Here is a 23,025-nt window from a genome sequence, read left to right as displayed (position 1 = left end):
CACGCCACCCACGTCAGGCTTTTCTTATTGGTCTCATATAGTGAAGGAGTGATTACGGATGAAAGACAAGAAGTCCATCCCTGCAAAGGATGATAATTATACTCACAATATTAGTCGGAACAATGAACGTTCCTTGGACCGTAGAGGTTTTATGAAAACAATGGTAGGTGCAGCAGGTATGTTTGCTGTTGCATCGCTTCCATGGGGAACAATTGCTGCAAAAGAACTGATGGGACTATCTGACAAGGAATATCCACATCAAAAAATTGTAGACGTAAAGGATATTGCAATCGGTGATTCAGTAGAGTTCCATTTTCCAAGTGAAAATGATAGTGCAGTGTTAATCAGACTAAGTCAAGATAAATATGTTGCCTATCAAAATGCCTGTACACATTTGCGGTGTCCGGTTTATTGGGTAAAAGAAGAAAAAGAAATGATCTGTCCATGCCATCATGGGAAATTTGATGTGGTCACTGGCGCACCAACAGCAGGTCCTCCGAGACGACCGCTTCCGGAAATTATCGTACAAGTTGACAACGAATCTGTCTATGCGGTTAGGGTGAAGCGTTATGAAGCGTAGTTATGTAGGTGTCATCGGTCTTTCTGTTATTTTGTTGGCAAACATTATATTTACCCAGTTAATGGTTCATCAATTCTTTTTTCAAAATTACGATGCTGTCCTTCTTTACATGGCAAGCAATATCATTTTATTTCCGGTTGCTATTTTAATCTATAAGAAGGAGCGGGATAAGGGGGAAAGCGGTTATGCAAAAAAGTGAAACATACCTAGATTTCTGTTTCATACGTAAAAAAAATGGTTTCCTCAAGGCCGAAGTACAGTCTATGTTTGAACGTTTGTTTCATTCCGAACGACTCCACTGGTATCTAGATATAAAAGAAAGAGATGGCGTAGAGATTGTGGTTGCTGAAGTTAAAGGGATGAGTAGTTGGAATTCAGAAAATGAGGTAATCGACTACTTGGAGGCTCATGCATCGGAAGATTTTTGGACATTACTTCACGGTTTACAATTTAATGTATTTCCTGTTATGAAAGGATGTTCGTAAATGCATGAAGTTAATCAACGTGACTTAGCGGAATTAGTGAATAAAAGAGTTCAAGTTTGTATTCAAGGGGAGGACGGAGAGGACAAGGCGCCTTGGATAGATAGAAAAATTCACCAATTAAGCCTATGTCCTGACAAAACACACCTTCGGATTTATTTTGATCAACATTTTTTTGTTGCCGTACCATTAACAAGTTCGGTAAAACAAGATGATCACGGCTGGATAGCTTACGACAAAACAACACGATTGTATTATGCAATCAAAAAGTGAGGGGAAAACTTATGATTAAAAAAATTCAGTTACCACTACAAACACTAAACCTAATCACAGGTTTTATGGTTTGGTCATTGTATCATCACTTTTATCATTTATTCGAGAAGACATTCAGCTTACTGCCCAGGAGGCTGCATGGGTGACTGCTATTCCGGTTATTCTAGGATCCCTTTTAAGAATACCAATCGGTTATTATACAAATTTAATAGGTGCAAGAAAAGTATTCATAGTGAGTTTTATTTTATTGATACCACCAGTTTACTATATAAGTATTGCTGATTCATTCTTCGACTTAGTCATTGGTGGTTTATTCATCGGTATTGGTGGGGCAATCTTTTCTGTTGGTGTTACATCTATGCCAAAGTATTATCCAAAAGAAAAACATGGGTTTGTTAATGGAATATACGGTGTTGGTAACATAGGAACTGCGCTAACATCATTCAGTGCACCTGTCATTGCCGGTGTTATTGGTTGGCAAGCTACGGTTCAACTTTATTTAGGTTTACTTTTGTTGTTTGCTTTGGTTAACTTCTTTATTGGTGATAAAAATGAAGCAAAGGTGAAAACACCGATCATTCACCAAATAAAGTCTGTTTATAAGAATGAAAAGCTGTGGGTGTTTTGCCTATTTTATTTCATCACGTTTGGATCGTTTGTAGCTTTTACCGTTTATTTACCTAACTTTTTAGTGAGTAATTTTGACATAGAAAAGGTAGACGCCGGTTTAAGAACGGCTGGTTTTATCGCCTTAGCAACATTATTAAGACCATTTGGTGGATTTCTTGCGGATAAATTTAATCCACTAATCTTGTTAATGTATGTATTTGGTGGATTTACGGCAGCAGCTACGTTACTTTCATTTGCCCCATCCATTACTCTTTATACGGTTGGCTGTTTAACAATTGCTGTATGTGCTGGCGTAGGGAATGGAATTGTATTTAAATTAGTACCAATGTATTTCCAAAAGCAAGCAGGGATTGTTAATGGATTAGTTGCTGCAATGGGTGGTTTAGGTGGTTTTTTTCCACCTTTAATATTGAGCAGCTTGTATGAAATTACAGGACATTATGCAATTGGATTTATGGCTCTTTCTCAATTTGCGTTAGTCAGCTTAGTGATTGCAATGTGGATGTATTTCCAAGATAAACTTGTTATCTCAAACGAAGTCATGAACACTACTCCACTAGGGATGATGGTTACTGACAAGCAAGGCAAAATTATTACTGTTAATCCTGCTTTTACAAAACTAACAGGATACAGTACCGAGGAAGCAATTGGCAAAAATCCGAATATGTTAAGTTCAGGAAAACAATCAAACGAATTCTATGAAAAAATGTGGCAAACATTACATGCAAACCATCCATGCAATAAAAGATGAAGCTGGAGAAACGATTCAATATTCCGGTATATTTAGTGATGTAACAGATGAAAAACAAAAAAATAAACGTATTGTAATTAGGAGGACGACCAAATGGAGCTCGAGGCATCAAAACATGCGACGACATATATAATAAAATCACTGGATGAGGAAATAAAGCGGATTGCTCTCGAACTTCATGAGGGAGTCAGTCAACACCTGTATAGTATTCATACGGGATTAGAATATATTAACTCCATCGTTGATCATCCAGACTTAAAACACTATGTAAGAGACTTATCAGAAAATGTTAGTAGAACAATAAAAGAAGTCAGATTTTTATCGGCAGAGCTTTATCCATCAACACTCGAATCATTAGGAATAACGGCTGCAGTGAAAAGCTATTCCAAGCTTTTCACTGCTACATTTGGAATTGTAGTAAAAGTCACCACAACTGGTGAAGCGTACCCAATCGACGAAGATCGAAGTATGGCATTATTTCGGGCTTGTCAAGAGGCAATGATTAATATGGCGAAATATGCAGATACGTCAACAGCGGTTATTGCTTTTAAATGGAAACAAGATATGCTACAACTGATAATAGAGGATGATGGTAAAGGTTTTGATGTAAGAAATATTTTGGACCAAAACGAATGTATGGGACTTGCTTCTATGAAATACCGTTTAGAGATTGCTGGAGGGGGATTTGCTATTTATTCTGCAGAAGGTAAAGGAACGATTGTATGTTTGTCATTACCTAAGGAATAGCTGATTGGGGGGGTTAAAGTGATTAAGATATTGTTAGTAGATGATCACGCTGTTGTTCGAATGGGGTTAAAAGTACTATTAAATGCTGTTCCAGATATGGAAGTGGTTGGTGAAGCCTCTGAAGGCGATGAAGGGATAAAAATGGCACTTGACCTTTTACCATCAATTGTCTTGATGGATTTAAGTATGCCTCACGGAAAAGATGGTCTGTCAGCGACATCTGAATTGAAAAAACAATTACCTGACACGGAAATTTTAATACTGACGATGCACGATGATGAGGAGTATTTGTTTAGAGCTATTCAAGCTGGTGCTTCAGGGTGTGTATTAAAAAGTGCTCCACATCAAGAATTAATTGATGCGATCAAAACTGTCTGTAGCGGGAATGCCTATTTACATCCTGCTGCAACACGAAGATTGATGGATCAATATTTGGGCAATTTAAAACAAGATCAACAAGACCTATTTCAACTACTATCTGATCGGGAAAAAGAAGTTTTGACTTTAATAGCGAAAGGATATGCGAATAAGGACATTGGTGAAAAGTTAGTGATCAGTGTTAAAACAGTCGAAACACATAAAAGTAATTTAATGGAAAAGCTTCAAATGAAAACAAGACCTGAATTGGTTGCTTATGCATTGAAAAAAGGACTTCTTGGCTATGGAATATAATAGTTGTATCGATGAACGGTTTAAGAAACAGTGTTCCATGCTACGTGAAGTAGTTTCTTGTGACTTTACAGGAATAGCTCTACAAAAACACTCCGGTATGGATATTATTTGGCCGTATGTTAGTGGAAACACAAACGAGAAATACAAATATATTACTGTCCGGTTTGGAAAAGGGGTAGCTGGAAAGATTATCTCCAGTAGCAGTCCAATGTTGATAGAGCAATTCCCGGAAAATACCCTTGGGAAATCAACAGACTACCCCATTTTATTAGCTGAAAAATTGATTTCTGTTTATGCCGTACCAATTGTCCTTAACGGCATTCCAAAGGGGGTAATCTTAATCGGTTATCGAACATTACATGTGTTTACTAAGAATGAACGTATGATTGTAGAAAAGGTTGCTCTATCCATTCAACAATATCCACCTAATTATTTGGTTTGACAAAGGGGGGGTTTTAATAGGATGCAAGACAAAGATATAGCTAAAAATCGAAGAGATACCGATGAAGAACCATCCATTGTAACCGATGAAGGAGGTAACATTGAATCAATCAATCGTAAGGCACTCCGCCTCCTGGGTCTTAATCACAAAAATAGGACGCCTCAGTCGATCAGTGATTTGATTCCAAACATAAATATTGATTCAATCGATCAATTGACAATTATTCCGCAACACGGCACCGATCTTGAAAAAAGAAGTGGCCCATTGTATGTCAAGAAAACTGAATTTGTCCTTCATCAAAAGAAGTACTCCTTATTAACCCTCCATATGAGTAGTCCAAAACATGAGATGGAATTGGAAAGTGTGTTAAATGAACTTCTTGACATGAAGTATGCTTTAGATGAATCGAACATTGTTGCGATAACAGATCAAACAGGTAAAATAAAATATGTGAATGATAAATTCTGTGAAATATCTCAATATTCACGGTCTGAATTAATTGGTAAAGACCACCGAATCATTAATTCTGGTTACCACGATAAAGCATTTATGAGGAACCTATGGCGAACGATTGCAAATGGAAGGGTATGGCATGGCGATATTAAAAATCGTGCTAAAGATGGTTCTTATTATTGGGTAGATACGACGATTGTGCCTTTTTTAAACAATGATGGTAAACCGCATCGTTATTTGGCAATCCGAAAAGAAATAACGGATTATAAACGAGTAGTCGAAGAATTAAAAAAATCACTGCAAGAATTAGTGGATTTGAAATTCGCTCTAGATGAGTCGTCTATTGTAGCAATTACAGATAGACGTGGTAAAATTACTTACGTTAATGATAAGTTTATCGATGTTTCCAAGTATTCTCGCGAGGAACTACTTGGAAATACGCACGCTATTATCAATTCGGGCTACCATTCACGAGAATTTTTTAAAGATTTGTGGCGTACGATAGGAACTGGGAACGTCTGGCAGAGTGAAATCAAAAATAAGGCGAAAGATGGCACGTTTTATTGGGTAGATACAACGATTGTCCCGTTCTTAGATGAAAAGGGGAAACCCTATCAATATTTATCGATTCGGTTTGAAATAACAAAGCGGAAACGAATCGAAGAAGAGCTTAAACATACTATGACTAGAATTATCAATGTTCAAGAAGAGGAAAGAAAGCGATTTTCAAGGGAATTACATGACGGGATAGGACAGAATTTATACAGCCATCTGATTACAATCAATCGCATAAGTAGTGAAGTGGACCATCCTCTTGTAGATCAAATGTTAAGTGAAGCATCAGAAATTATTCAAGAGGTAAGGGATTTTTCCTGGGAACTACGCCCGTCGGTACTAGACGATTTGGGACTTGTCCCGGCAATTAGAACGTTTTTAAATCGTTATTCTGAGTTTTATGGAATTGATGTTTATTTTGATTGTTATTTAAAAACGAGATTAGATAGTAATATAGAAATAACAATTTATCGGATTATCCAAGAATCATTAACAAATGTCCGTAAATATGCTGAAGTCGATCAAGCATCTATCACCGTCCGAGAGACAGAAGAGGGTGTTCGAGTTGTTATTGAAGACCATGGTAAGGGATTTAGTAGAGAAAAGCTTTCTTCTTCCGGTGTTGGGTTATTTAGCATGGAAGAAAGAGCAAGGTCAGTCAATGGACAGCTTTCCATTGTCTCGGGACCAGGAAAAGGAACAACTGTTATATTAGAAATTTAATTTTTAATCATTTATCTAAAGAAGGTAAACAATCCTTCTTTTCTTTTTTATCTTTTTCAATATACTGTTAAAATAATTATAAAAATGATAGTAGGAGAGATATCCATGAAGCAAGCACTACAGGATAAGTTTGGTAGAGCATTACAGGACCTCCGCATATCGGTTACAGATCGTTGTAACTTTAGATGTACGTATTGTATGCCAAAAGAAATATTCGGGAAGGATTTTGCTTTTTTACCGAAAGAGCACTTGTTAAGCTTTGAAGAGATAGAACGTCTAGCAACTATATTTGTTAGCTTAGGTGTAAGGAAAATTCGGCTAACAGGGGGGGAGCCTCTACTTAGAAGAAACCTACCAGATTTAATCAAGAAGCTATCGGTTATTGAGGGATTAGCGGATATCGGCCTAACTACAAATGGTGTGTTGCTAGGAAAGCATGCGCAAGCATTAAAAGATGCTGGACTAAAAAGGGTAAATGTCAGTCTTGATGCAATTACCGACGAGACATTCAAATCGATTAATGATAGTGGTGTTGGAACAGCACCAATCTTAGAGAATATGAAAAAAGCCAAAGCAGTTGGACTTGAAGTTAAGGCAAATATGGTAGTGAAAAAAGGGATGAATGACAAAGAGATAATTCCGATGGCTAAGTACTTTAAAGAACATGGAATGACCTTACGTTACATTGAGTTTATGGATGTTGGTCAATCAAATGGTTGGGATTTTAGTCAAGTAATTACGAAGAAACAATTATTTGATCAATTATCACAACACTTTGATTTGGAACCTGTTGATCCTGCCTATGTTGGAGAGGTCGCTAAACGGTATCGCTATGTTGGAACGGATACAGAGGTTGGCTTCATTACATCTGTGTCGGAGTCATTTTGTTCTACCTGTACTCGTGCACGCGTAGCTGCAGATGGGAAATTATATACTTGTTTATTTGCAACGAACGGTTTAGATTTAAAAGAAATACTTCGTTCGGAAAAAAATGACGAGAAAGTTATCGAAGCAATCGCCCAGACATGGCAAAAGCGAACAGACCGATATTCGGATGAACGGACTGAAGAGACAGTGAAACATCGCAAAAAAATTGAAATGTCTTATATAGGTGGTTAACAGGAAGAGGGGGAACAACGTGTTTAGTGATCGATATTCTCGCCAACGATTGTTTAAACCAATTGGGGAAAATGGCCAGGTTAAAATTGGCCAAAAACATGTAATGATTGTAGGAGCTGGCGCACTAGGAACTGCTAACGCAGAAATTCTTGTCCGTTCTGGTATCGGTAAATTAACGGTGATTGATCGAGATTACGTAGAGTTAAGCAATCTCCAGCGTCAACAATTATTCTCAGAAAAGGATGTCCAAAATCAACTGCCTAAAGCAATAGCTGCAAAAAAAAGGTTGGCTCAAATAAATCGAACAACAGAGATTGAAGCATTCGTCCTTGATGCTACAAGTGAATCGTTGCCACCTTTACTAGAAACGGTTGATGTTCTTATTGATGCAACAGACAATTTTGATATTAGATTCGTGCTCAATGATCTTTTAGAACAATATCAAATTCCATGGGTATTTGGTGCATGTGTTGGCAGCACAGGAATGAGTTTTACGATTATCCCAGGACAGACGCCATGTTTGCAATGTTTGTTAAAGGCCACTCCATTGTCTGGTGCAACATGTGACTCGGTTGGCATCATATCACCTGCAGTGCAAATGGTTGTCGCCCACCAGACAACAGAGGTGTTGAAGCTATTAGTAGAAGATCACGAGGCATTACGGACAATGCTTGTTACGTTTGACTTGTGGAACAATCGTTACCAATCGATAAACATCGAACGTGCAAAGCGAGAAGATTGTCCTACTTGTGGGGTGAATCCTAGTTTTTCCTATTTAAATTACCAAGGACAAACGAAGACTGAGGTGCTCTGTGGAAGAGATACTGTACAAATCCGAGCAAATCAGCCTATTCCACTAGACATACTTGAAAAAAGATTACAAGCAGTTGGAGAGGTCAAACGTAATCCATTTTTACTAACGATGTGCTACCAAAATTATAGGCTCGTGTTTTTTAAAGATGGTAGAGCGTTTGTTCATGGTACAAATTCTATTGAGAAGGCCAAAAGTATCTACTATCAGCTGGTAGGATAAAGGGGTTAAAAATATGGTAGAAACACGCAGACCGATTAAAGTAGAAGAGGCTATTGAGCGATTAATGAAGTTTTCAACACCTGGTGTGGTAACGCATGTGCCAATTGAGCAAGCCTATGGTAATTTTCTTGGAGAACCACTTATTGCTGATCATGATGTACCGTTTTTTAACCGATCACCTTATGATGGATTTGCACTTAGGTCACAAGATACGGTTGATGTGACAAGAAATGAGCCATTAAAGCTTGAGGTAGTTGGAGAAATTGGGGCTGGAAGTGTTCATGATACGGTTGTTGGCGAAAATCAAGCTGTAAGAATTATGACTGGTGCACAAATACCTGATGGCTGTGACGCAGTATGTATGCTTGAAATGGTAGAGCCAATCGATGAGGCGGGACATACGTATATTCTGGTGAAAAAGAAGTTTAGATCCGGTGAAAATATATCTTTTCGTGGTGAAGATACCAAACAAGGAACAGAACTTGCGAGTAGAGGAAGTTACATTAACCCAGGAATTGTTGCCCTTTTAGCAACTTTTGGCTATAAGCAAGTACCAATTAGTCAACGCCCAACAATTGGAATCATTGCAACAGGAAGTGAATTGCTTGACGTTGGTGAGCCATTGCAACCAGGAAAAATTAGGAATAGTAATGCTTATATGGTTATATCACAGATAATTCGTGCAGGCGCGACACCGCTGTATTTGGGGCAGTTTAGTGATCATTTTGCTACTTGTTTTGACCAAGTGAAACGAGCGTTAGATAAGGTGGATTTCTTGATTACGACTGGTGGTGTTTCAGTCGGAGACTATGATTATTTACCTCAAATATACAAAGAATTGGGTGCCAATGTCTTATTTAATAAGGTAGCCATGCGTCCTGGTAGTGTCACGACAGTTGCTAAAAAAGACGGTAAGTTGTTATTTGGATTATCTGGTAATCCATCTGCATGTTATGTTGGTTTCGAGTTGTTTGTTAGACCAATTATTCGGACATATTTACATTGCGTAAACCCGCTAACGAAAAAAGCTATGGGAACGTTAGGTGCTGATTTTCCGAAGCCAAATCCGTTTGACCGATTTGTAAGGGGACATGTAACGTATAAACATGGAGGTTTAGTAGCAACACCAGCAGGTCTTGATAAGTCAAACGTTGTTTCATCACTTGCTAAAGCAAATGCTCTCATTGTACTTCCTGGAGGTACTAAGGGTTACACAGAAGGAGATCAGGTTCAAATCATGTTGCTAGAAGACCAAGAAGGGCTACAAGTGTCTTTAGATGGATAGCTTCTCCTTATGTAAAGTGCTGAATTGACTAGTCTGTTTTTAGGTGACGTGGTAAAACAATAGTAAGGGGGTAGTAGGACATGGCTGATCAGCAGTTTGAAATACTAGAAACACCAATTGAAACGGACGAAGTAATAAAAAAGGTAGAAAGACGAGAAGCGGGGGCAATTACCACCTTTATTGGAACAGTTAGAGAGTGGACAAAAGGGAAAAAGACTCTGTACTTAGAGTATCAAGCATATAAGCCAATGGCGGTTAAAATGCTAAAGCAAATTGATCATGAAATTCAGGCACAATGGCCAGATACTAAGCTTGCAATTACCCATCGTATTGGGAGGCTAGACATTTCTGATATTGCTGTCGTCATTGCAGTTTCTTCACCTCACCGGAAAGCAGCCTATCAAGCCAATGAGTATGCCATTGAAAGAATCAAACAAATTGTACCGATATGGAAGAAAGAACACTGGGAAGATGGAGAGACGTGGATTGGTGATCAATTAGAAAATGTTCCATATCCAGCAGGTAAACCTGAAATAAAGGATGAAGAATCATGATAACTGTATTATTATTTGCCCATTTACAAGAAGAAGCAAAAACTTCTCAAATAGAACTTGAAGTTGATCGCATCACAGTAGATGCATTGAAAAAGGATTTAGCACAACGCTTTCACTTATCCCAGTTAGAACACGCAATGGTAGCTATCAATGAAGAATTTGCTTTAAATGAGGATACTATTCAATCTGGAGATGCAGTAGCCATTATACCTCCTGTTAGTGGGGGCTAGATCGGAGGTTCTTAGTAATGCTGAAAAAACATCGAAAAGAAGCAAAAGCAGTTGTTAACTGTGCAATTATTACTGTTAGTGATACTAGGAATAAGGAAACAGATAAAAGTGGTCAACTAATCCAAGCGATGCTTAAGGATACAGGGCATATTGTTTTAGACTATTGGATTTCACCAGATGAACAGGTGCTCATTGAAGATTGTTTGAAAAAAGCACTAGTGAATCCAAAGATAGATGCAATTATTATTAACGGTGGCACCGGGATAGCAAAACGAGATGTAACGATAGAATCAGTGGAGCCCTTTTTTGATAAAGAGCTACCAGGATTTGGTGAAATCTTCCGATATCTCAGCTATACCAAAGATATAGGTTCGGCAAGCATAATGTCACGGGCAACTGCTGGAATAGCAAACAATACAGCAATCTTTTCGATTCCTGGTTCATCAGGTGCGGTTAAATTGGCGCTTCAGGAGTTAATCATACCAGAGCTTGGTCATATTATTATGGAACTTAAAAAAGATTTAAATAAGTAAATAAGGATGAAAATGATTGAAAAGGTTTATCTTCTTTCTATTAAGTTTCGTTGTGCTTACCGCTGGTTGTCAGGAGACAGCGGAGCAAACAGAGACGACAAAACTAACGATATCCGCAGCAGCGAGTTTGACAGATAGCTTGCTTGAAATAAAGGAACAATTTGAACAGGATAATCCAAATGTTGAGCTTGCGATTAATTTTGGTAGTACTGGTTCTCTCAGAAGACAAGTAGAACAAGGAGCACCTATTGATGTCTTTTTTTCAGCATCGGAAGCAGATTATCAGAAATTAGTCGATGGCGGGTTTGTTGCTAAGGGGAATATTCTAGTTACCAATCAATTGGTTATTATCAAAGGTGTGGGCGTACAAGCTAATTCCTTTGAGCAGTGGATTGCTGACAATAATGGCAATGCTAAGGTAGCGATGGGAACTCCAGACGTAGTTCCAGCAGGCACTTATGCCAAAGAAGCCCTTGAGAGCCTTAATAAGTGGGAGAGCCTGTCAAATCAATTTGTCTTTGCCAAGGATGTGAGACATGTCTTAACGCTTGTGAGCCAGGGGGCAACAGAAATAGGTTTTGTTTACAAGAGTGATATGATTAATGAGAAGAATATTGAATTGTTAGAGAAAATAAACCCTAATAGGCACGAACCAATTAATTACTACGTGGCCGTATTAAATACGAAGATAAAGAAGGAAGCGACAACATTGTTGATTGACTATGTGATGAGTGATGCGGGGTTATCAATTTTTGAATCGAATGGGTTTGAGATAGAAGTTAATGACCGCTGATTGAGTTGACTTTAAGATGATCGGCTGTTGACTTAAAGGTAGAATGTATCTCCCCGGTTTGGGATAGAGTGGTGAAGTATGTATGGAGTGGACTTGGTTTCCGATTAAATTATCTTTTTTTATAGCAACGATAGCAACAGTTATAACGTTCTTTGTTGCGGTACTTTTTGCTCATATTATGGTGACAAGACGTGTGAGAATGAAACCACTAGTGGAAACATTCTTTTTCTTACCTTTAGTTTTACCACCTACAGTGATAGGGTTTATGTTAGTCATTGTCTTTGGTAAAAATAGCCCATTTGGTCGTTTCATCGAATACATAGTAGGTAGTAGCATTATGTTTACAGCAACAGCTGCTGTTTTAGCCTCTGCAACTGTTGCTTTTCCATTAATGTATCAGTCGGTGAAAACAGGTTTTATTTCTATTGATGAAAACATTGTAGGTGCTGCTAAGGTTGATGGTGCCTCAACAATTAAAATTCTTTTGTTTATCAGCCTACCGTTATCCATTCGGTCGATTACTGCTGGAGTAATTCTAAGTTTCACCCGTGCATTCGGTGAATTCGGTGCAACGCTCATGTTCGCCGGTAATATTCCAGAAGTTACACAAACAATTCCAACTGTCATTTATCTTGCAATCGAATCTGGAAACGTCAACTTAGCTTGGAAATATGTTGGGATTAGTATATTTATTTCATTTTTACTATTATTTTCCATTAATCAGACAAATCGGCAAAACTAAGAAAGTATAAAAAAATCCAAGAGCTATCTAGCTCCGGGCGCCTAGCCCCTCGGGGGTCATAAGTGTAACAAGGCGCGACTTGTGCCTTTCTTACCGGATAAAGTCGCCGTTTTTTCCACCACTTTTTGTTAATAAGTAGGTAGAACCAATGACGATACGCTTATCTACTGCTTTACACATGTCATAAATGGTTAATGCTGCAACAGTTACAGCAGTCAATGCTTCCATTTCAACTCCTGTACTGCCCTTGGTTTTCACTTCTGCCTCCATTACTAACTCATACTCCTCATCATTAATCGTCTGCCATTGGAAGGACAAATCAACACCACTTATTGGAATCGGATGACACATTGGAATTAGGCTTGATGTCTGTTTGGCTGCCATAATTCCAGCAACTTGGGCAACCGCGAGGACGTCACCTTTTTTATTTTTTTGCTGTACTATATTTTCGTGTACTTGTTGGTTCATAAAAACGCTTGAACGTGCCTTTGCCATTCTTGACGTTTCCTGTTTGTCAGTGATATCGACCATCTTTGCGCGACCATGATCATTAAAATGCGTAAACTCATTCATTCACAAATCAGCTCCGTTCTATTATGATTGTAATTAGTTCTAGATTAAGAGGTGTTATCCTTGCGTATTCTCCAAGTAGTTGGCTACAAAAATAGTGGCAAAACGACATTAACTAGCCAATTAATAAATTATTTTACTAATAAAGGTCTTAAAGTAGCAAGTCTTAAACACCATGGCCATGGTGGCAAACCAAAGTTGGCTGATGGAACAGATAGTGAAAAGCATAGGGCTTCTGGCTCGCTTCTTGCTGGTGTAGACGGCGGTGGTGTATTTCAGTTAACGATGTCGACAGATTCCATTTCATTTGACCAACTTGTTGCTTTTTATCAGGTACTTTCAGTAGACTTATTAGTTGTTGAAGGGTATAAATCATTGGATTTTGATAAAATCATAATGATTAAAGAAGAGAAGGATCTCTCTCTTTTGGAACAGGTATCGAACGTACAGGCAGTCATCACTTCCATACCAATAGAAGAAAACAATCTAGCTCATCCTATTTTTTACAACTCTGACAGGCAAAAGTTTTTTGAGTGGATGGAATCATTTATCCTGTCGTAACCTACTAACTGTCAGTTAAGAGGCTAATAAGTTCTATGTTAACATAACCCTAAACGGGAGAGGGAGTTGATTTATTTGCATATAGCGGGTGTATTACTAGCAGGAGGAAAGTCACGTCGATATGGATCACCAAAATCCTTTGCTACACATAAAGGGATACCATTTTATCACTACTCCATTGACGCTTTAAATTCTATGTGTGACGAGCTGTTAATTGTTACTAACCAATCTTTAGCGCAAACCTTTAAGGAAAAAGAACCGAACATAACTATTGTTACTGACCAAGATGAAGTGAAAGGCCAAGGACCTTTGGCTGGCATTCTTACGGCTATGGAACAAATAGATGCTAATTGGTTTTTTATCTTACCTACTGACGTTCCGTTTATGGAAAAATGGGTTGTTCAGCAGTTGATTGCTGCAATTGATACAGAATCGCAGGTGATTATCCCTACGGTTGCCGGTAGAGATCAACCACTAATTGGGTTATATCACAGTTCTGTTAAACAAACTATTTCACAGTTGCTCCAAAATGAAAAACGCTCTATGCGAGCATTGTTCGAAAATGTTCATGTGAAAAAGATAACGATAGACGAAGAAGCTCCCTTCCGAAATATCAACGCACAAGAAGATTATTTTGTTGACTAAACCTATCAATTCGGAACATACGTATAATAAAATTGTAAAAAAAGCGCAAAGTGCCTTGCCAAGCATGAGGCTCTTTGCGCTAGTCATCTCTGGTTTTTAATATTTGCTTATCCTTGAACATTTTAAAATGACAAAATCAATTCTTTTAAATTATTTTGATCGTTTAGTAAATGAAAGACAGCTAGCTTAATCAACGTCTGGGTCGTTCGCTTGACTATGTGCTAATCGACTTGATGCTGCAGCAGCAATTGCTCCAACAATGTCATCAAGAAATGTATGGCACTCACCACTTGTTTTGTCGTTAAGTTTCTTTAGGATTCCGGGTTTTTGCTTATCGATATAGCCGTAATTGGTAAAACCAATCGAACCGTATACATTGACAATGGATAAGGCAATAATCTCATCGACACCGTAAAGACTTTCATCCACTTCAATTGTTTCTTGTAAAGGGGATTCTAATTTTTTTTGCTCAGCTAGAACATCTAGCTGAATTCCTGTAAGAATAGCATTTTGAACTTCTCGTTTCATTAAAACCCGATCAACATGAAGTCGGCAATCTTCCATCGTCAAATTATCATGGTATTTGTTTTGTAAATAATAGACAAGGTCAGCAATGTCGTCGATTGTTACTCCTCGTTCGATTAACCAATTTCGTGCCTTTTTTTCTAACGCTGTTGGATTTGTTCGTTGATTCAAATCACTCACATCCTAACTAAAGAAGTCTGTCTATAATTATACCCACTATTTATTTATTAAATGACAGTTATGGTTCAAAATTTCTCTTATGAAACATAGACTCTATACAAACAAGCGGTTTCTAAAGGAGAGGAAATAATATTATGATGAATGTCATATCTAACCATGTAGAAGGTTTTTATGGGAAGAAAACGACAATCAATGGAATAGATGGGTATAAACAGGGAGATTATATTTATTTTACCATTCCTAAACAAAATAATGAAGAAATCTATATGGAACAAAAGGAAGTCGGGCATTTCCTTATAAAAAAAGGCTACTCACACCTTGCCGTACCAATCGGTAATCGGCAAGGTTCGCTAGTTACAAAAATGAACCAACAGGATTATTGTGTTTTTCAAACAAAATTAGCAAACAACTTTACTGGCAAGTCTCACCCGGAATTGTTAGCTGACTTTCATAATAAGGGGGAAGCTTACCCTTATGAACCAAATTATTTATCTAGTTATGGAAAATGGAAAATTCTTTGGCAAAATAGAATTGCTGGTTTTGAAAATTTTTACAATCAACAATATCAAGAAAGGCCAGTTTCCAAATTTAATCGTTTATTTCTTGATACCTTTCCATACTTAATAGGGTTGTCAGAAAATGCTTTACAATATTTGCAAGAATCAGAAGCGGAGACGAGATACCATGATAGCGACCAACCTTGTATTACATTCCAGCGTTATAACAATCAGCTACAACAGCCAGTTATTTGGTCTTCAGATTTGACCTACGACCACCCCGTACGAGATATAGCAGAATATATTCGTCCTGCCCTATTAGCTGAAGATGAATCATCGATTAAGGAATTAAAGCATTTTTTCACAGCCTATGAGAAAGTAAGACCACTGTCGGTTTTCAGCTGGCGCTTATTATATGCAAGGTTGTTATTCCCGGTTCATCTTTTTGATTTTGTTGAAGCAGGATTTACCCATAATAATCCCGAATTAGTATATCGAGAATATAAAGACTTACTAGAGCAACATGCCAAATATGAAAGGAATTTAACAAGGTTTTACGACAACATGGATGTTGATGCTAGGACACTAGGAATTCCGCTGTTAGATTGGTAACTGAACGAGGGGGATATTATGAAGAAGATCTATATAACCCGTAAAATTCCAGAAGAAAGAATACAACCTTTTTCTGAGAAATATGCGATTGAGATGTGGCCACATGAGCATCAACCAATCGACCAAGATACGTTAAATAGAAAGATAGCTGAAGCAGACGGGTTATTAACCTTATTAACTGATCCTGTTAATGAGGAAACACTGTCTTCTGCATCCAATCTGAAAGTGATTGCAAACTTAGCTGTTGGGTTTGATAATATTGATATTACTGCAGCAAAGAAAAGGAATATTATAGTGACAAATACGCCAAATGTACTAACTGAAACAACTGCTGATTTAACATTTGCTTTGTTGCTAAGCACGGCGAGAAGAATTGTCGAGGCGCAGAAATTTGTGGAGGAAGGTAAATGGGAGAATTGGTCACCGTATTTGTTAGCAGGAAGTGATATTTATCAGAAAACAATTGGTATCGTTGGAATGGGCAGAATTGGTGAGGCTGTAGCGAAACGTGCGGCAGGGTTTGGGATGAAAATATTGTATCATAATCGTTCTCGTAAGGAGAGAGCTGAAAAACAATTAGGTGTACGTTATGTGGAGTTTGATGAGTTACTAAAGACTTCTGATTTCGTCGTTTGTTTAGTGCCATTTACTCCTAAAACAAAGAGAATGTTTGGCGCAAAGGCATTTCACATGATGAAACAATCTGCTATTTTTATTAACGTGTCTAGAGGGCAAAATGTAGATGAGCATGCGTTATACCATGCACTGGTTAATGGGGAAATTAAAGGATGTGGCTTAGATGTTTTTGAACAGGAGCCTATTAAAAAAGACCATCCGTTATTACAATTAGATCAGGTCGTTTGTTTACCGCACATTGGTTCTGCAAGTATCGCTACTAGAACAACAATGATTGATTTGTGTTTAGAAAACATTGATTTTGTTTTATCTGGACTATCTCCTAAAACTCCAGTATAGTAAGAAAAGCGAAGAGGCGTTCGGAGCTAGACAACGCTTGGATTTTTTTATACTTTTGTATGAAAAAAGGCATTGTAAGCAGTATAAATTAATAAGTACACTCAAAAATTAATAAATGCTATCCTTTTTCATCATAGATGGTGGCTGTAGAAAGCCATGGTGGTTTCTTATCTTTTAAAAAAGCGAAGAGCGCCTTGCTCACCCCTTTGGGATTTGGCAAGGCGCTCATTTTCTTATTTTTAGGCAATTGTTCCTTGATAAACGACAAAGGTAACGGTATAATGTCCACTATAGATAAACAGATGTACTCTTTAAACATACAGGGAGGGGACAAAATTGAAAGAGATCAATATAGGCTTGTGTGGGTTAGGGACTGTAGGTACAGGTGTAGTTAAAATCCTTAAAAATCACAAAGATGAAATAAAGCATAAAACAGGCACAGAGATTTCGATTAGAAAAATATTGGTTAATGATGTACATAAAAAAAGAGATGTTGTCATTAATCAAGAATGGTTAACTACTGATGCGAACGAATTAGTAAATAATCCAGACATTGATGTTATCGTAGAGGTAATGGGTGGAATCGATGATACAAACCTGTTACTAGAACAAGCGTTAAACAATAAAAAACACATTGTCACCGCAAATAAAGATCTTATGGCTGTCCATGGACAAAAATTGTTAAAGTTAGCTAAGCGTAATAATTGTGATATATTTTATGATGCAAGTGTTGCGGGGGGGATCCCCATTCTTCGTTCCTTATCCGACGGTTTAGCTTCAGACAAAATCCAAAAGATTATGGGGATTGTTAACGGAACTACCAACTATATTCTTACAAAAATGACCGATGAGCAAAAAGCATTTGAGCCTGTTTTAAAAGAAGCACAATCGCTTGGATTTGCTGAGGCAGACCCTACTTCTGATGTGGAAGGTCTAGATGCTGCAAGAAAAATGACACTTCTTGCTAATCTAGCGTTTAAAATGGAAATCAGCTTGGATGATGTAGAGGTTTCTGGTATTAGAGATATTTCCCAAGAAGACATTAGTTTCGCAAGGAGCTTAGGTTACACGATTAAGCTCATTGGAATAGCTTCCATTAATGGTGGGAAAGTAGAAGTGAGTGTGGAACCAACGTTATTACCGAACGAACATCCACTCGCACAGGTTAAAAATGAATATAATGCTGTTTATGTTTACGGTGAAGCGGTTGGAGAAACAATGTTCTATGGACCTGGTGCAGGAAGTATGCCAACAGCAACAGCTGTCGTGTCTGATTTAATGGAGGTTGTTAAAAATATCCGATTAGGAATTAGTGGTAACTCCTATATCTCTCCACAGTACCGCACACAACTTAAGGAAAATGCGGACAAATATACTAAATATTTCATTCGTATGGAAGTTAGTGATGAGGCTGGCACTTTCCAGAAAATTACGAATGTGTTCTCTGATCAACAGGTAAGTTTTGCAAAAATCTTACAATTACCAGGAAGCACGAAAGGAACAGCTGAGATTGTTATGGTAACTCATCAAATAAGTAAACAACAGCTATTAAATAGTCTTGAAAATTTATACCAATTATCAGTAGTGAATAAAATTATTAGCAACTATCGCGTTGACGGGGAGGAATAAGAAATGGCTTGGAAAGGATTACTTTCAGAGTATAAACAGTATTTACCAATTAATGACCAAACACCTGCATTAACATTACACGAAGGGAATACGCCTTTAATTAAATTGGAGAAGTTATCCAAGGAACATTCAATTAACGTCTATGCAAAAATTGAAGGCGCAAACCCAACTGGGTCGTTTAAAGACAGAGGTATGGTAATGGCGATGGCCAAAGCAATAGAAGATGGGGCGAAAGCTGTTGTCTGTGCCTCAACAGGAAACACATCTGCTTCTGCTGCTGCATTTGCAGCACGTGCAGGATTAAAATGTATTGTCGTTATTCCCGAGGGCAAAATTGCTCAAGGTAAGCTCGCTCAAGCAGTTATGTATGGTGCAGAGATTTTTTCGATTGAGGGTAACTTTGATGATGCGTTACGTTACGTCCGTAAGCTTGGTGAAAAAGATGATATCGCATTAGTAAACTCAGTAAACCCATATCGAATTGAAGGACAAAAAACGGCAGCATTTGAGATTTGCGATACTTTAGGCAAAGCACCTAATTATTTGTTTATTCCGGTAGGTAATGCCGGAAATATTACGGCTTATTGGAAAGGTTTTAAGGAATATAACGAAGAAAAGCAAACAGGACTGCCAAAAATGATGGGCTTTGAAGCGAGTGGTGCAGCAGCGATTGTGCACAACCGAGTATTTGAAAATCCAGAAACAGTCGGTACAGCTATTCGGATAGGGAATCCTGCTAGCTGGAAACAAGCAGTAAATGCAAGGGATGAGTCAAACGGTGCTATAGATGAAATAACAGATGAAGAAATGATTGAGGCTTATCAATGGTTAGCTGCAAACGAAGGGATTTTTGCTGAACCGGCTTCTTGTGCATCGATTGCTGGTTTATTCAAAGCCATGAAGGAAAACAAGGTAGAGCCGGGTTCAACTGTTGTTACCGTGTTAACTGGTAATGGTCTTAAAGATCCAAACACAGCTATTGATTATAGTGAAATTAAGCCTCGTGTCCTACCTAACGAAGAAGAAGTTGTCATTCAAGAAATTATGGGTAGTGTATTAGTATGAATTGGGTAATTCGCATCCCTTCTAGTACTTCAAACTTAGGGGCTGGATTTGATTCGATAGGTTTAGCGTTGAATTTGTACTTGGAATTGAAAGTAACCCAATCAGAGACTTGGGAGTTTATCCCAGTCTCAGATTGTTTAATGGATATTCCGACCGGGAAAGAGAATCTTGTTTATCAAATTGCAGAAACAGTAGCTAAACAGTTTAACTATGGTGAGCTTCCGCCATGCCGAGTAGAAATGCAAAGCGATATTCCATTAGCTAGAGGTCTTGGCAGTAGCGCAACGGCAACAATTGCAGGGATTGAGTTAGCGAACATTCTTTTAAATCTAGAATTATCAGAAGAAGATAAATTATCAATAGCTACTAACATTGAGGGACACCCAGATAATGTTGCACCGTCTCTGATGGGAGGGTGTGTAATCGGCCATTTTGACTATGAAGTCGATTGGATTAAAGTTCCAGTGGAAGATGTTACGTTCCTTGCTATTATTCCTAACTTCGAATTAAAAACAAAAGAAGCACGGGCTGTTCTACCAGACTCCTTCTCATATCAAGAGAGCGTACACGCAAGCAGTATTGCTAACGTAAGTGTTGCTGCCATTTGTCAGAAAAATTGGAGATTGTTAGGTAAAATGATGAAGAAGGATCTTTTTCATCAACCCTATCGTAAGAAATTAGTACCCCACTATGAGGAACTAGAAGCATTCTTAGAAGAAGATGTCTTTGGGACTTTCTTAAGTGGGGCAGGACCAACGATGATTGCCATTGCAAGCAACGCAACAATAGAGGAGAAATTAAGCTCATGGAAAGAAGCATACTCGCACTTTGAATGGCTACCATTGCAAGTCGAAAATGAGGGGCTTGTTTCAATGAAATTAAATGTATCATATTAAGACAAACGGACGAATAGTTTAAACGCTATTCGTCTTTTTGCGCAAGGTAAAAAGTATAAAATAAATCCAAGCATGGATAACATTCAGCGGCAGCCACGTCGAACTTCAGCACTTTCGTTTAGCAAAAAGATTTCCTAATAAAAAATCCTCTATTACTCATAGAGGATTTTGGACATATTAAAATACTTGTTCGATTTCGGTAACGCCTGGGACTTCAGCCATTAATGCTCGTTCGATACCAGCTTTTAATGTAATCGTTGAACTAGGACAGTTCCCGCATGCACCCATAAGACGAAGACGTACAATGCCATCTTCCACATCAACTAATTCAACATCCCCACCGTCACGTAGTAAAAATGGACGTAATTTATTTAACACTTCTTGTACTTGTTCTTGCATCATCCATCTTCTCCTTTCATCCTATCAACTATTATATATTTTTTTTGATGAAATATCTATGATTTGAATCACAGTAATTGAGATTATTTATCAATTACTTTTTATCATTTTAACTTTAATTTGATTTTTTGTAAAATGAAATAGTTGGGTTATAGCAAAACAAACTTATTAAAGGCATAATTAGAGGGAAGCGGAGTGGAGTCTGTAAGTATAGTCTGTGTTTGTTGGATATGGTATCCTTAACCATAGAAGTAGTATAAAAGTTATACATGTAAGGAGATAACAATGAACCCAATCGTAATCGAGTTTTGTGTTAGCAACTTGGCAAATGGTTCACAAAAAGCAAGAGCAGAATTAGCAAAAGATCCAGACCTTGAAATCGTAGAATATGGGTGCACAAGCTTTTGCGGTATTTGCTCACGGTATTTTGTTGCAATCATAAATGGTGACCCGATTGTAGCTGATAATGCAGACGAATTAGTTGAAAAAGTTTATGATTACTTAGAAGAAAATGCTTTAATATAGATAATTGAGAATGAAGGTGTAGACGTGAAAATACCATTTACTAAAATGCATGGTTTAGGGAACAGTTATATATATATCGATTTGTTTTCTTTTCATCTAGAAGAATCGAAATTGGCCCCACTTGCAATTGATGTAGCGAATGTAAATACCGGCATAGGTTCAGATGGTTTAATATTAATCCATCCGAGTGAAAAAGCCGATGTTGGAATGCGCATTTTTAATAAAGATGGCTCAGAAGGAAAGAACTGCGGAAATGGGTTACGCTGTGTTGCTAAGTATGCCTATGAACAAGGAATTGTCACAACCAAAACGTTTACGATTGAAACAAAAGGTGGCAATGTAACTGCTGAGGTACACCTTATTGGAGAGTGTGTTGACGAGGTAACAGTCGACATGGGTGAACCGCAATTACGACGGGAGCAAATACCAATGTTAGGAAATCCTAACGAACGAGTGATTGCTGAACCATTTCCTATCGAGGAACAAAGTATAGAAGTTACTGCTGTTTCAATGGGCAATCCACATGCTATATTTTTCGTTCCAACTATTGAACAAGCACCGTTAAGCAAACTTGGACCAGTTATAACAAGTGACCAAAGATTCCCGGAGGGTGTAAATGTTGAATTTGTTGAAGTAGTAAATAAACAAGAAATGCATTTTCGCGTTTGGGAACGAGGGTCTGGTATAACTCAAGCATGTGGTACAGGGGCCTGTGCTGCTGTTGTTGCTGCTATACTTAATGGCTTAGCTGAAAAAGAGAAAGAAGTTTGTGTCCATTTAAGTGGAGGGGACTTATTTATCAAGTGGAGCAAAGACAGTCATGTGTGGATGCGTGGAAAAGCGGAAACAACGGCCACTGGTGTTTTCGAGTGGACAAATGAATAGAATCTTGATTGATTGAAAGTCATGTGTAAAATGAGTATACTTATTTTAAGTGATGAAAGGAGGAAGTGGGATGGTTCTAAATATAACAGACAATGCCCGTCTTCAAATTCTAGAAATGATGAAAGATGAAGATAAAGAATCTGTACGTCTCCGTTTTGGTGTGAAAGGGGGAGGGTGTAGTGGACTTTCCTATTCGTTAGGATTTGATTATGAAGTCAACGAGGATCTCGATTTAAAAGAGGAAAATAATGGCATCCCTGTAACGATCTTTAAGCAAGATATTCCTGTAATTGAAGGCACAACGATCGATTTTAAGCAAAATATGATGGGTGGCGGATTTACCATTGACAATCCGAACGCGATAATATCCTGTGGCTGTGGTTCTTCGTTTAAAGCAAAAGATAGAGAAGGTACACCAGAAAGTTGTTAAAAAAACGCCTCTAGTACTAGAGGCGTTTTTTTTT

Annotated in this window: 29 protein-coding genes and 1 pseudogene; 27 read left to right on the top strand and 3 right to left on the bottom strand. The window is 37.9% G+C overall.

Translation table 11 applies throughout. The annotated features are described in order from the left end of the window. Positions 1 to 58: 58 nt before the first annotated feature. The 17 genes and pseudogenes from NC799_RS13290 (at position 59) to modB (ending at position 12,597) form a co-directional block, all read left to right on the top strand. A complete protein-coding gene (locus NC799_RS13290; protein ID WP_272446929.1) occupies positions 59 to 580 on the top strand; it encodes a QcrA and Rieske domain-containing protein in 522 nt (173 codons plus the stop codon). Next, entirely contained in the window at positions 570 to 779 is a 210-nt protein-coding gene (locus NC799_RS13285; RefSeq protein WP_272446928.1) for a hypothetical protein, read from the top strand. The genes NC799_RS13290 and NC799_RS13285 overlap by 11 nt, the downstream gene beginning before the upstream one ends. Further along, positions 766 to 1,065, top strand: a complete 300-nt coding sequence (locus NC799_RS13280; RefSeq protein ID WP_272446927.1) for a hypothetical protein — start codon at positions 766 to 768, stop codon at positions 1,063 to 1,065. Before NC799_RS13285 ends, NC799_RS13280 begins: the two co-directional genes overlap by 14 nt. Next, positions 1,066 to 1,335 carry a hypothetical protein gene (locus NC799_RS13275; protein WP_272446926.1) on the top strand — a complete coding sequence of 90 codons (270 nt, stop codon included), beginning with the start codon at positions 1,066 to 1,068 and terminating at the stop codon, positions 1,333 to 1,335. An 11-nt stretch (positions 1,336 to 1,346) separates the two neighbouring features. After that, positions 1,347 to 2,849: pseudogene (locus NC799_RS13270) on the top strand (nitrate/nitrite transporter). Further along, positions 2,810 to 3,463 carry a sensor histidine kinase gene (locus tag NC799_RS13265; protein WP_272446925.1) on the top strand — a complete coding sequence of 218 codons (654 nt, stop codon included), beginning with the start codon at positions 2,810 to 2,812 and terminating at the stop codon, positions 3,461 to 3,463. Before NC799_RS13270 ends, NC799_RS13265 begins: the two are co-directional and overlap by 40 nt. An 18-nt stretch (positions 3,464 to 3,481) precedes the next feature. Then, entirely contained in the window at positions 3,482 to 4,135 is a 654-nt protein-coding gene (locus tag NC799_RS13260) for a response regulator (RefSeq protein ID WP_272446924.1), read from the top strand. Then, on the top strand, positions 4,125 to 4,577 hold the full coding sequence (locus NC799_RS13255) for a GAF domain-containing protein (RefSeq protein WP_272446923.1): 453 nt from the start codon (positions 4,125 to 4,127) through the stop codon (positions 4,575 to 4,577). The genes NC799_RS13260 and NC799_RS13255 overlap by 11 nt, the downstream gene beginning before the upstream one ends. Before the next feature lie 21 nt (positions 4,578 to 4,598). Then, positions 4,599 to 6,308, top strand: a complete 1,710-nt coding sequence (locus NC799_RS13250) for a PAS domain-containing sensor histidine kinase (protein WP_272446922.1) — start codon at positions 4,599 to 4,601, stop codon at positions 6,306 to 6,308. 105 nt (positions 6,309 to 6,413) lie between these two features. Further along, positions 6,414 to 7,427 (top strand): GTP 3',8-cyclase MoaA, encoded by a 1,014-nt coding sequence (gene moaA / locus NC799_RS13245; protein ID WP_272446921.1) that lies wholly within the window; start codon positions 6,414 to 6,416, stop codon positions 7,425 to 7,427. A 19-nt stretch (positions 7,428 to 7,446) separates the two neighbouring features. Further along, complete coding sequence (locus NC799_RS13240; protein WP_272446920.1) at positions 7,447 to 8,460, top strand: MoeB/ThiF family adenylyltransferase; 1,014 nt, start codon at positions 7,447 to 7,449, stop codon at positions 8,458 to 8,460. 13 nt (positions 8,461 to 8,473) lie between these two features. After that, positions 8,474 to 9,745 (top strand): molybdopterin molybdotransferase MoeA, encoded by a 1,272-nt coding sequence (locus NC799_RS13235; RefSeq protein WP_272446919.1) that lies wholly within the window; start codon positions 8,474 to 8,476, stop codon positions 9,743 to 9,745. A gap of 80 nt (positions 9,746 to 9,825) precedes the next feature. Next, on the top strand, positions 9,826 to 10,299 hold the full coding sequence (locus NC799_RS13230) for a molybdenum cofactor biosynthesis protein MoaE (RefSeq protein ID WP_272446918.1): 474 nt from the start codon (positions 9,826 to 9,828) through the stop codon (positions 10,297 to 10,299). Then, positions 10,296 to 10,529, top strand: coding sequence for a molybdopterin converting factor subunit 1 (moaD, locus tag NC799_RS13225; protein WP_272446917.1), 234 nt, complete (start codon positions 10,296 to 10,298; stop codon positions 10,527 to 10,529). The genes NC799_RS13230 and moaD overlap by 4 nt, the downstream gene beginning before the upstream one ends. 17 nt (positions 10,530 to 10,546) lie before the next feature. Further along, positions 10,547 to 11,062 (top strand): MogA/MoaB family molybdenum cofactor biosynthesis protein, encoded by a 516-nt coding sequence (locus NC799_RS13220; protein WP_272446916.1) that lies wholly within the window; start codon positions 10,547 to 10,549, stop codon positions 11,060 to 11,062. Positions 11,063 to 11,078: 16 nt separating this feature from the next. Continuing rightward, complete coding sequence (gene modA, locus NC799_RS13215) at positions 11,079 to 11,855, top strand: molybdate ABC transporter substrate-binding protein (RefSeq protein WP_272446915.1); 777 nt, start codon at positions 11,079 to 11,081, stop codon at positions 11,853 to 11,855. A gap of 82 nt (positions 11,856 to 11,937) precedes the next feature. Further along, positions 11,938 to 12,597 carry a molybdate ABC transporter permease subunit gene (modB, locus tag NC799_RS13210; protein WP_272446914.1) on the top strand — a complete coding sequence of 220 codons (660 nt, stop codon included), beginning with the start codon at positions 11,938 to 11,940 and terminating at the stop codon, positions 12,595 to 12,597. Between the two features lie 90 nt (positions 12,598 to 12,687). On the opposite strand, the gene moaC is transcribed toward modB, so the two are convergent. Continuing rightward, on the bottom strand, positions 12,688 to 13,170 hold the full coding sequence (moaC, locus tag NC799_RS13205) for a cyclic pyranopterin monophosphate synthase MoaC (RefSeq protein ID WP_272446913.1): 483 nt from the start codon (positions 13,168 to 13,170) through the stop codon (positions 12,688 to 12,690). Between the two features lie 60 nt (positions 13,171 to 13,230). On the opposite strand from moaC, the gene mobB reads away from it, so the two are divergent. Then, positions 13,231 to 13,728 carry a molybdopterin-guanine dinucleotide biosynthesis protein B gene (mobB, locus tag NC799_RS13200; RefSeq protein ID WP_272446912.1) on the top strand — a complete coding sequence of 166 codons (498 nt, stop codon included), beginning with the start codon at positions 13,231 to 13,233 and terminating at the stop codon, positions 13,726 to 13,728. Between the two features lie 66 nt (positions 13,729 to 13,794). Continuing rightward, complete coding sequence (locus tag NC799_RS13195) at positions 13,795 to 14,373, top strand: molybdenum cofactor guanylyltransferase (RefSeq protein ID WP_272446911.1); 579 nt, start codon at positions 13,795 to 13,797, stop codon at positions 14,371 to 14,373. 186 nt (positions 14,374 to 14,559) lie between these two features. On the opposite strand, the gene NC799_RS13190 is transcribed toward NC799_RS13195, so the two are convergent. Continuing rightward, the gene (locus NC799_RS13190; protein ID WP_272446910.1) at positions 14,560 to 15,069 is read right to left on the bottom strand and encodes a phosphatidylglycerophosphatase A family protein; all 510 of its coding nucleotides are present in this window, start codon (positions 15,067 to 15,069) and stop codon (positions 14,560 to 14,562) included. Positions 15,070 to 15,212: 143 nt separating this feature from the next. Here NC799_RS13190 and NC799_RS13185 point away from each other — a divergent pair, with 143 nt between their 5' ends. From NC799_RS13185 to thrB, 5 genes are all read left to right on the top strand, one after another. Beyond that, a complete protein-coding gene (locus tag NC799_RS13185) occupies positions 15,213 to 16,187 on the top strand; it encodes a protein kinase family protein (RefSeq protein WP_272446909.1) in 975 nt (324 codons plus the stop codon). An 18-nt stretch (positions 16,188 to 16,205) separates the two neighbouring features. Continuing rightward, on the top strand, positions 16,206 to 17,162 hold the full coding sequence (locus tag NC799_RS13180; RefSeq protein ID WP_272446908.1) for a 2-hydroxyacid dehydrogenase: 957 nt from the start codon (positions 16,206 to 16,208) through the stop codon (positions 17,160 to 17,162). Between the two features lie 336 nt (positions 17,163 to 17,498). Next, entirely contained in the window at positions 17,499 to 18,791 is a 1,293-nt protein-coding gene (locus NC799_RS13175) for a homoserine dehydrogenase (protein ID WP_272446907.1), read from the top strand. A 3-nt stretch (positions 18,792 to 18,794) separates the two neighbouring features. Beyond that, complete coding sequence (gene thrC, locus NC799_RS13170) at positions 18,795 to 19,856, top strand: threonine synthase (protein ID WP_272446906.1); 1,062 nt, start codon at positions 18,795 to 18,797, stop codon at positions 19,854 to 19,856. Beyond that, positions 19,853 to 20,752 (top strand): homoserine kinase, encoded by a 900-nt coding sequence (thrB, locus tag NC799_RS13165; RefSeq protein WP_272446905.1) that lies wholly within the window; start codon positions 19,853 to 19,855, stop codon positions 20,750 to 20,752. The genes thrC and thrB overlap by 4 nt, the downstream gene beginning before the upstream one ends. Before the next feature lie 177 nt (positions 20,753 to 20,929). Here thrB and NC799_RS13160 read toward each other — a convergent pair whose 3' ends face one another. Then, on the bottom strand, positions 20,930 to 21,151 hold the full coding sequence (locus NC799_RS13160; RefSeq protein ID WP_204498469.1) for a NifU family protein: 222 nt from the start codon (positions 21,149 to 21,151) through the stop codon (positions 20,930 to 20,932). 285 nt (positions 21,152 to 21,436) lie between these two features. Here NC799_RS13160 and NC799_RS13155 point away from each other — a divergent pair, with 285 nt between their 5' ends. From NC799_RS13155 to NC799_RS13145, 3 genes are all read left to right on the top strand, one after another. After that, positions 21,437 to 21,676 (top strand): DUF1450 domain-containing protein, encoded by a 240-nt coding sequence (locus NC799_RS13155; protein ID WP_272446904.1) that lies wholly within the window; start codon positions 21,437 to 21,439, stop codon positions 21,674 to 21,676. A gap of 45 nt (positions 21,677 to 21,721) precedes the next feature. Then, complete coding sequence (dapF, locus tag NC799_RS13150) at positions 21,722 to 22,561, top strand: diaminopimelate epimerase (protein ID WP_272446964.1); 840 nt, start codon at positions 21,722 to 21,724, stop codon at positions 22,559 to 22,561. 70 nt (positions 22,562 to 22,631) lie between these two features. Continuing rightward, positions 22,632 to 22,991 carry a HesB/IscA family protein gene (locus NC799_RS13145; RefSeq protein ID WP_272446903.1) on the top strand — a complete coding sequence of 120 codons (360 nt, stop codon included), beginning with the start codon at positions 22,632 to 22,634 and terminating at the stop codon, positions 22,989 to 22,991. The last annotated feature ends 34 nt before the right edge of the window (positions 22,992 to 23,025 follow it).

The sequence above is a fragment of the Aquibacillus salsiterrae genome (assembly GCF_028416595.1).
Lineage (GTDB): Bacteria > Bacillota > Bacilli > Bacillales > Amphibacillaceae > Aquibacillus_A > Aquibacillus_A salsiterrae.
This window is presented reverse-complemented; position numbering and strand designations above follow the sequence as displayed.

Coding starts and splice junctions, on each gene's coding strand:
- moaC (WP_272446913.1), bottom strand. CDS start 13,170: ATGAATGAGTTTACGCATTTTAATGATCATGGTCGCGCAAAGATGGTC.
- NC799_RS13230 (WP_272446918.1), top strand. CDS start 9,826: ATGGCTGATCAGCAGTTTGAAATACTAGAAACACCAATTGAAACGGAC.
- NC799_RS13185 (WP_272446909.1), top strand. CDS start 15,213: ATGATGAATGTCATATCTAACCATGTAGAAGGTTTTTATGGGAAGAAA.
- NC799_RS13255 (WP_272446923.1), top strand. CDS start 4,125: ATGGAATATAATAGTTGTATCGATGAACGGTTTAAGAAACAGTGTTCC.
- NC799_RS13290 (WP_272446929.1), top strand. CDS start 59: ATGAAAGACAAGAAGTCCATCCCTGCAAAGGATGATAATTATACTCAC.
- NC799_RS13160 (WP_204498469.1), bottom strand. CDS start 21,151: ATGCAAGAACAAGTACAAGAAGTGTTAAATAAATTACGTCCATTTTTA.
- NC799_RS13280 (WP_272446927.1), top strand. CDS start 766: ATGCAAAAAAGTGAAACATACCTAGATTTCTGTTTCATACGTAAAAAA.
- NC799_RS13250 (WP_272446922.1), top strand. CDS start 4,599: ATGCAAGACAAAGATATAGCTAAAAATCGAAGAGATACCGATGAAGAA.
- NC799_RS13275 (WP_272446926.1), top strand. CDS start 1,066: ATGCATGAAGTTAATCAACGTGACTTAGCGGAATTAGTGAATAAAAGA.
- NC799_RS13155 (WP_272446904.1), top strand. CDS start 21,437: ATGAACCCAATCGTAATCGAGTTTTGTGTTAGCAACTTGGCAAATGGT.
- NC799_RS13265 (WP_272446925.1), top strand. CDS start 2,810: ATGGAGCTCGAGGCATCAAAACATGCGACGACATATATAATAAAATCA.
- thrC (WP_272446906.1), top strand. CDS start 18,795: ATGGCTTGGAAAGGATTACTTTCAGAGTATAAACAGTATTTACCAATT.
- thrB (WP_272446905.1), top strand. CDS start 19,853: ATGAATTGGGTAATTCGCATCCCTTCTAGTACTTCAAACTTAGGGGCT.
- NC799_RS13235 (WP_272446919.1), top strand. CDS start 8,474: ATGGTAGAAACACGCAGACCGATTAAAGTAGAAGAGGCTATTGAGCGA.
- dapF (WP_272446964.1), top strand. CDS start 21,722: ATGCATGGTTTAGGGAACAGTTATATATATATCGATTTGTTTTCTTTT.
- moaD (WP_272446917.1), top strand. CDS start 10,296: ATGATAACTGTATTATTATTTGCCCATTTACAAGAAGAAGCAAAAACT.
- modB (WP_272446914.1), top strand. CDS start 11,938: ATGGAGTGGACTTGGTTTCCGATTAAATTATCTTTTTTTATAGCAACG.
- NC799_RS13220 (WP_272446916.1), top strand. CDS start 10,547: ATGCTGAAAAAACATCGAAAAGAAGCAAAAGCAGTTGTTAACTGTGCA.
- NC799_RS13285 (WP_272446928.1), top strand. CDS start 570: ATGAAGCGTAGTTATGTAGGTGTCATCGGTCTTTCTGTTATTTTGTTG.
- NC799_RS13145 (WP_272446903.1), top strand. CDS start 22,632: ATGGTTCTAAATATAACAGACAATGCCCGTCTTCAAATTCTAGAAATG.
- NC799_RS13180 (WP_272446908.1), top strand. CDS start 16,206: ATGAAGAAGATCTATATAACCCGTAAAATTCCAGAAGAAAGAATACAA.
- moaA (WP_272446921.1), top strand. CDS start 6,414: ATGAAGCAAGCACTACAGGATAAGTTTGGTAGAGCATTACAGGACCTC.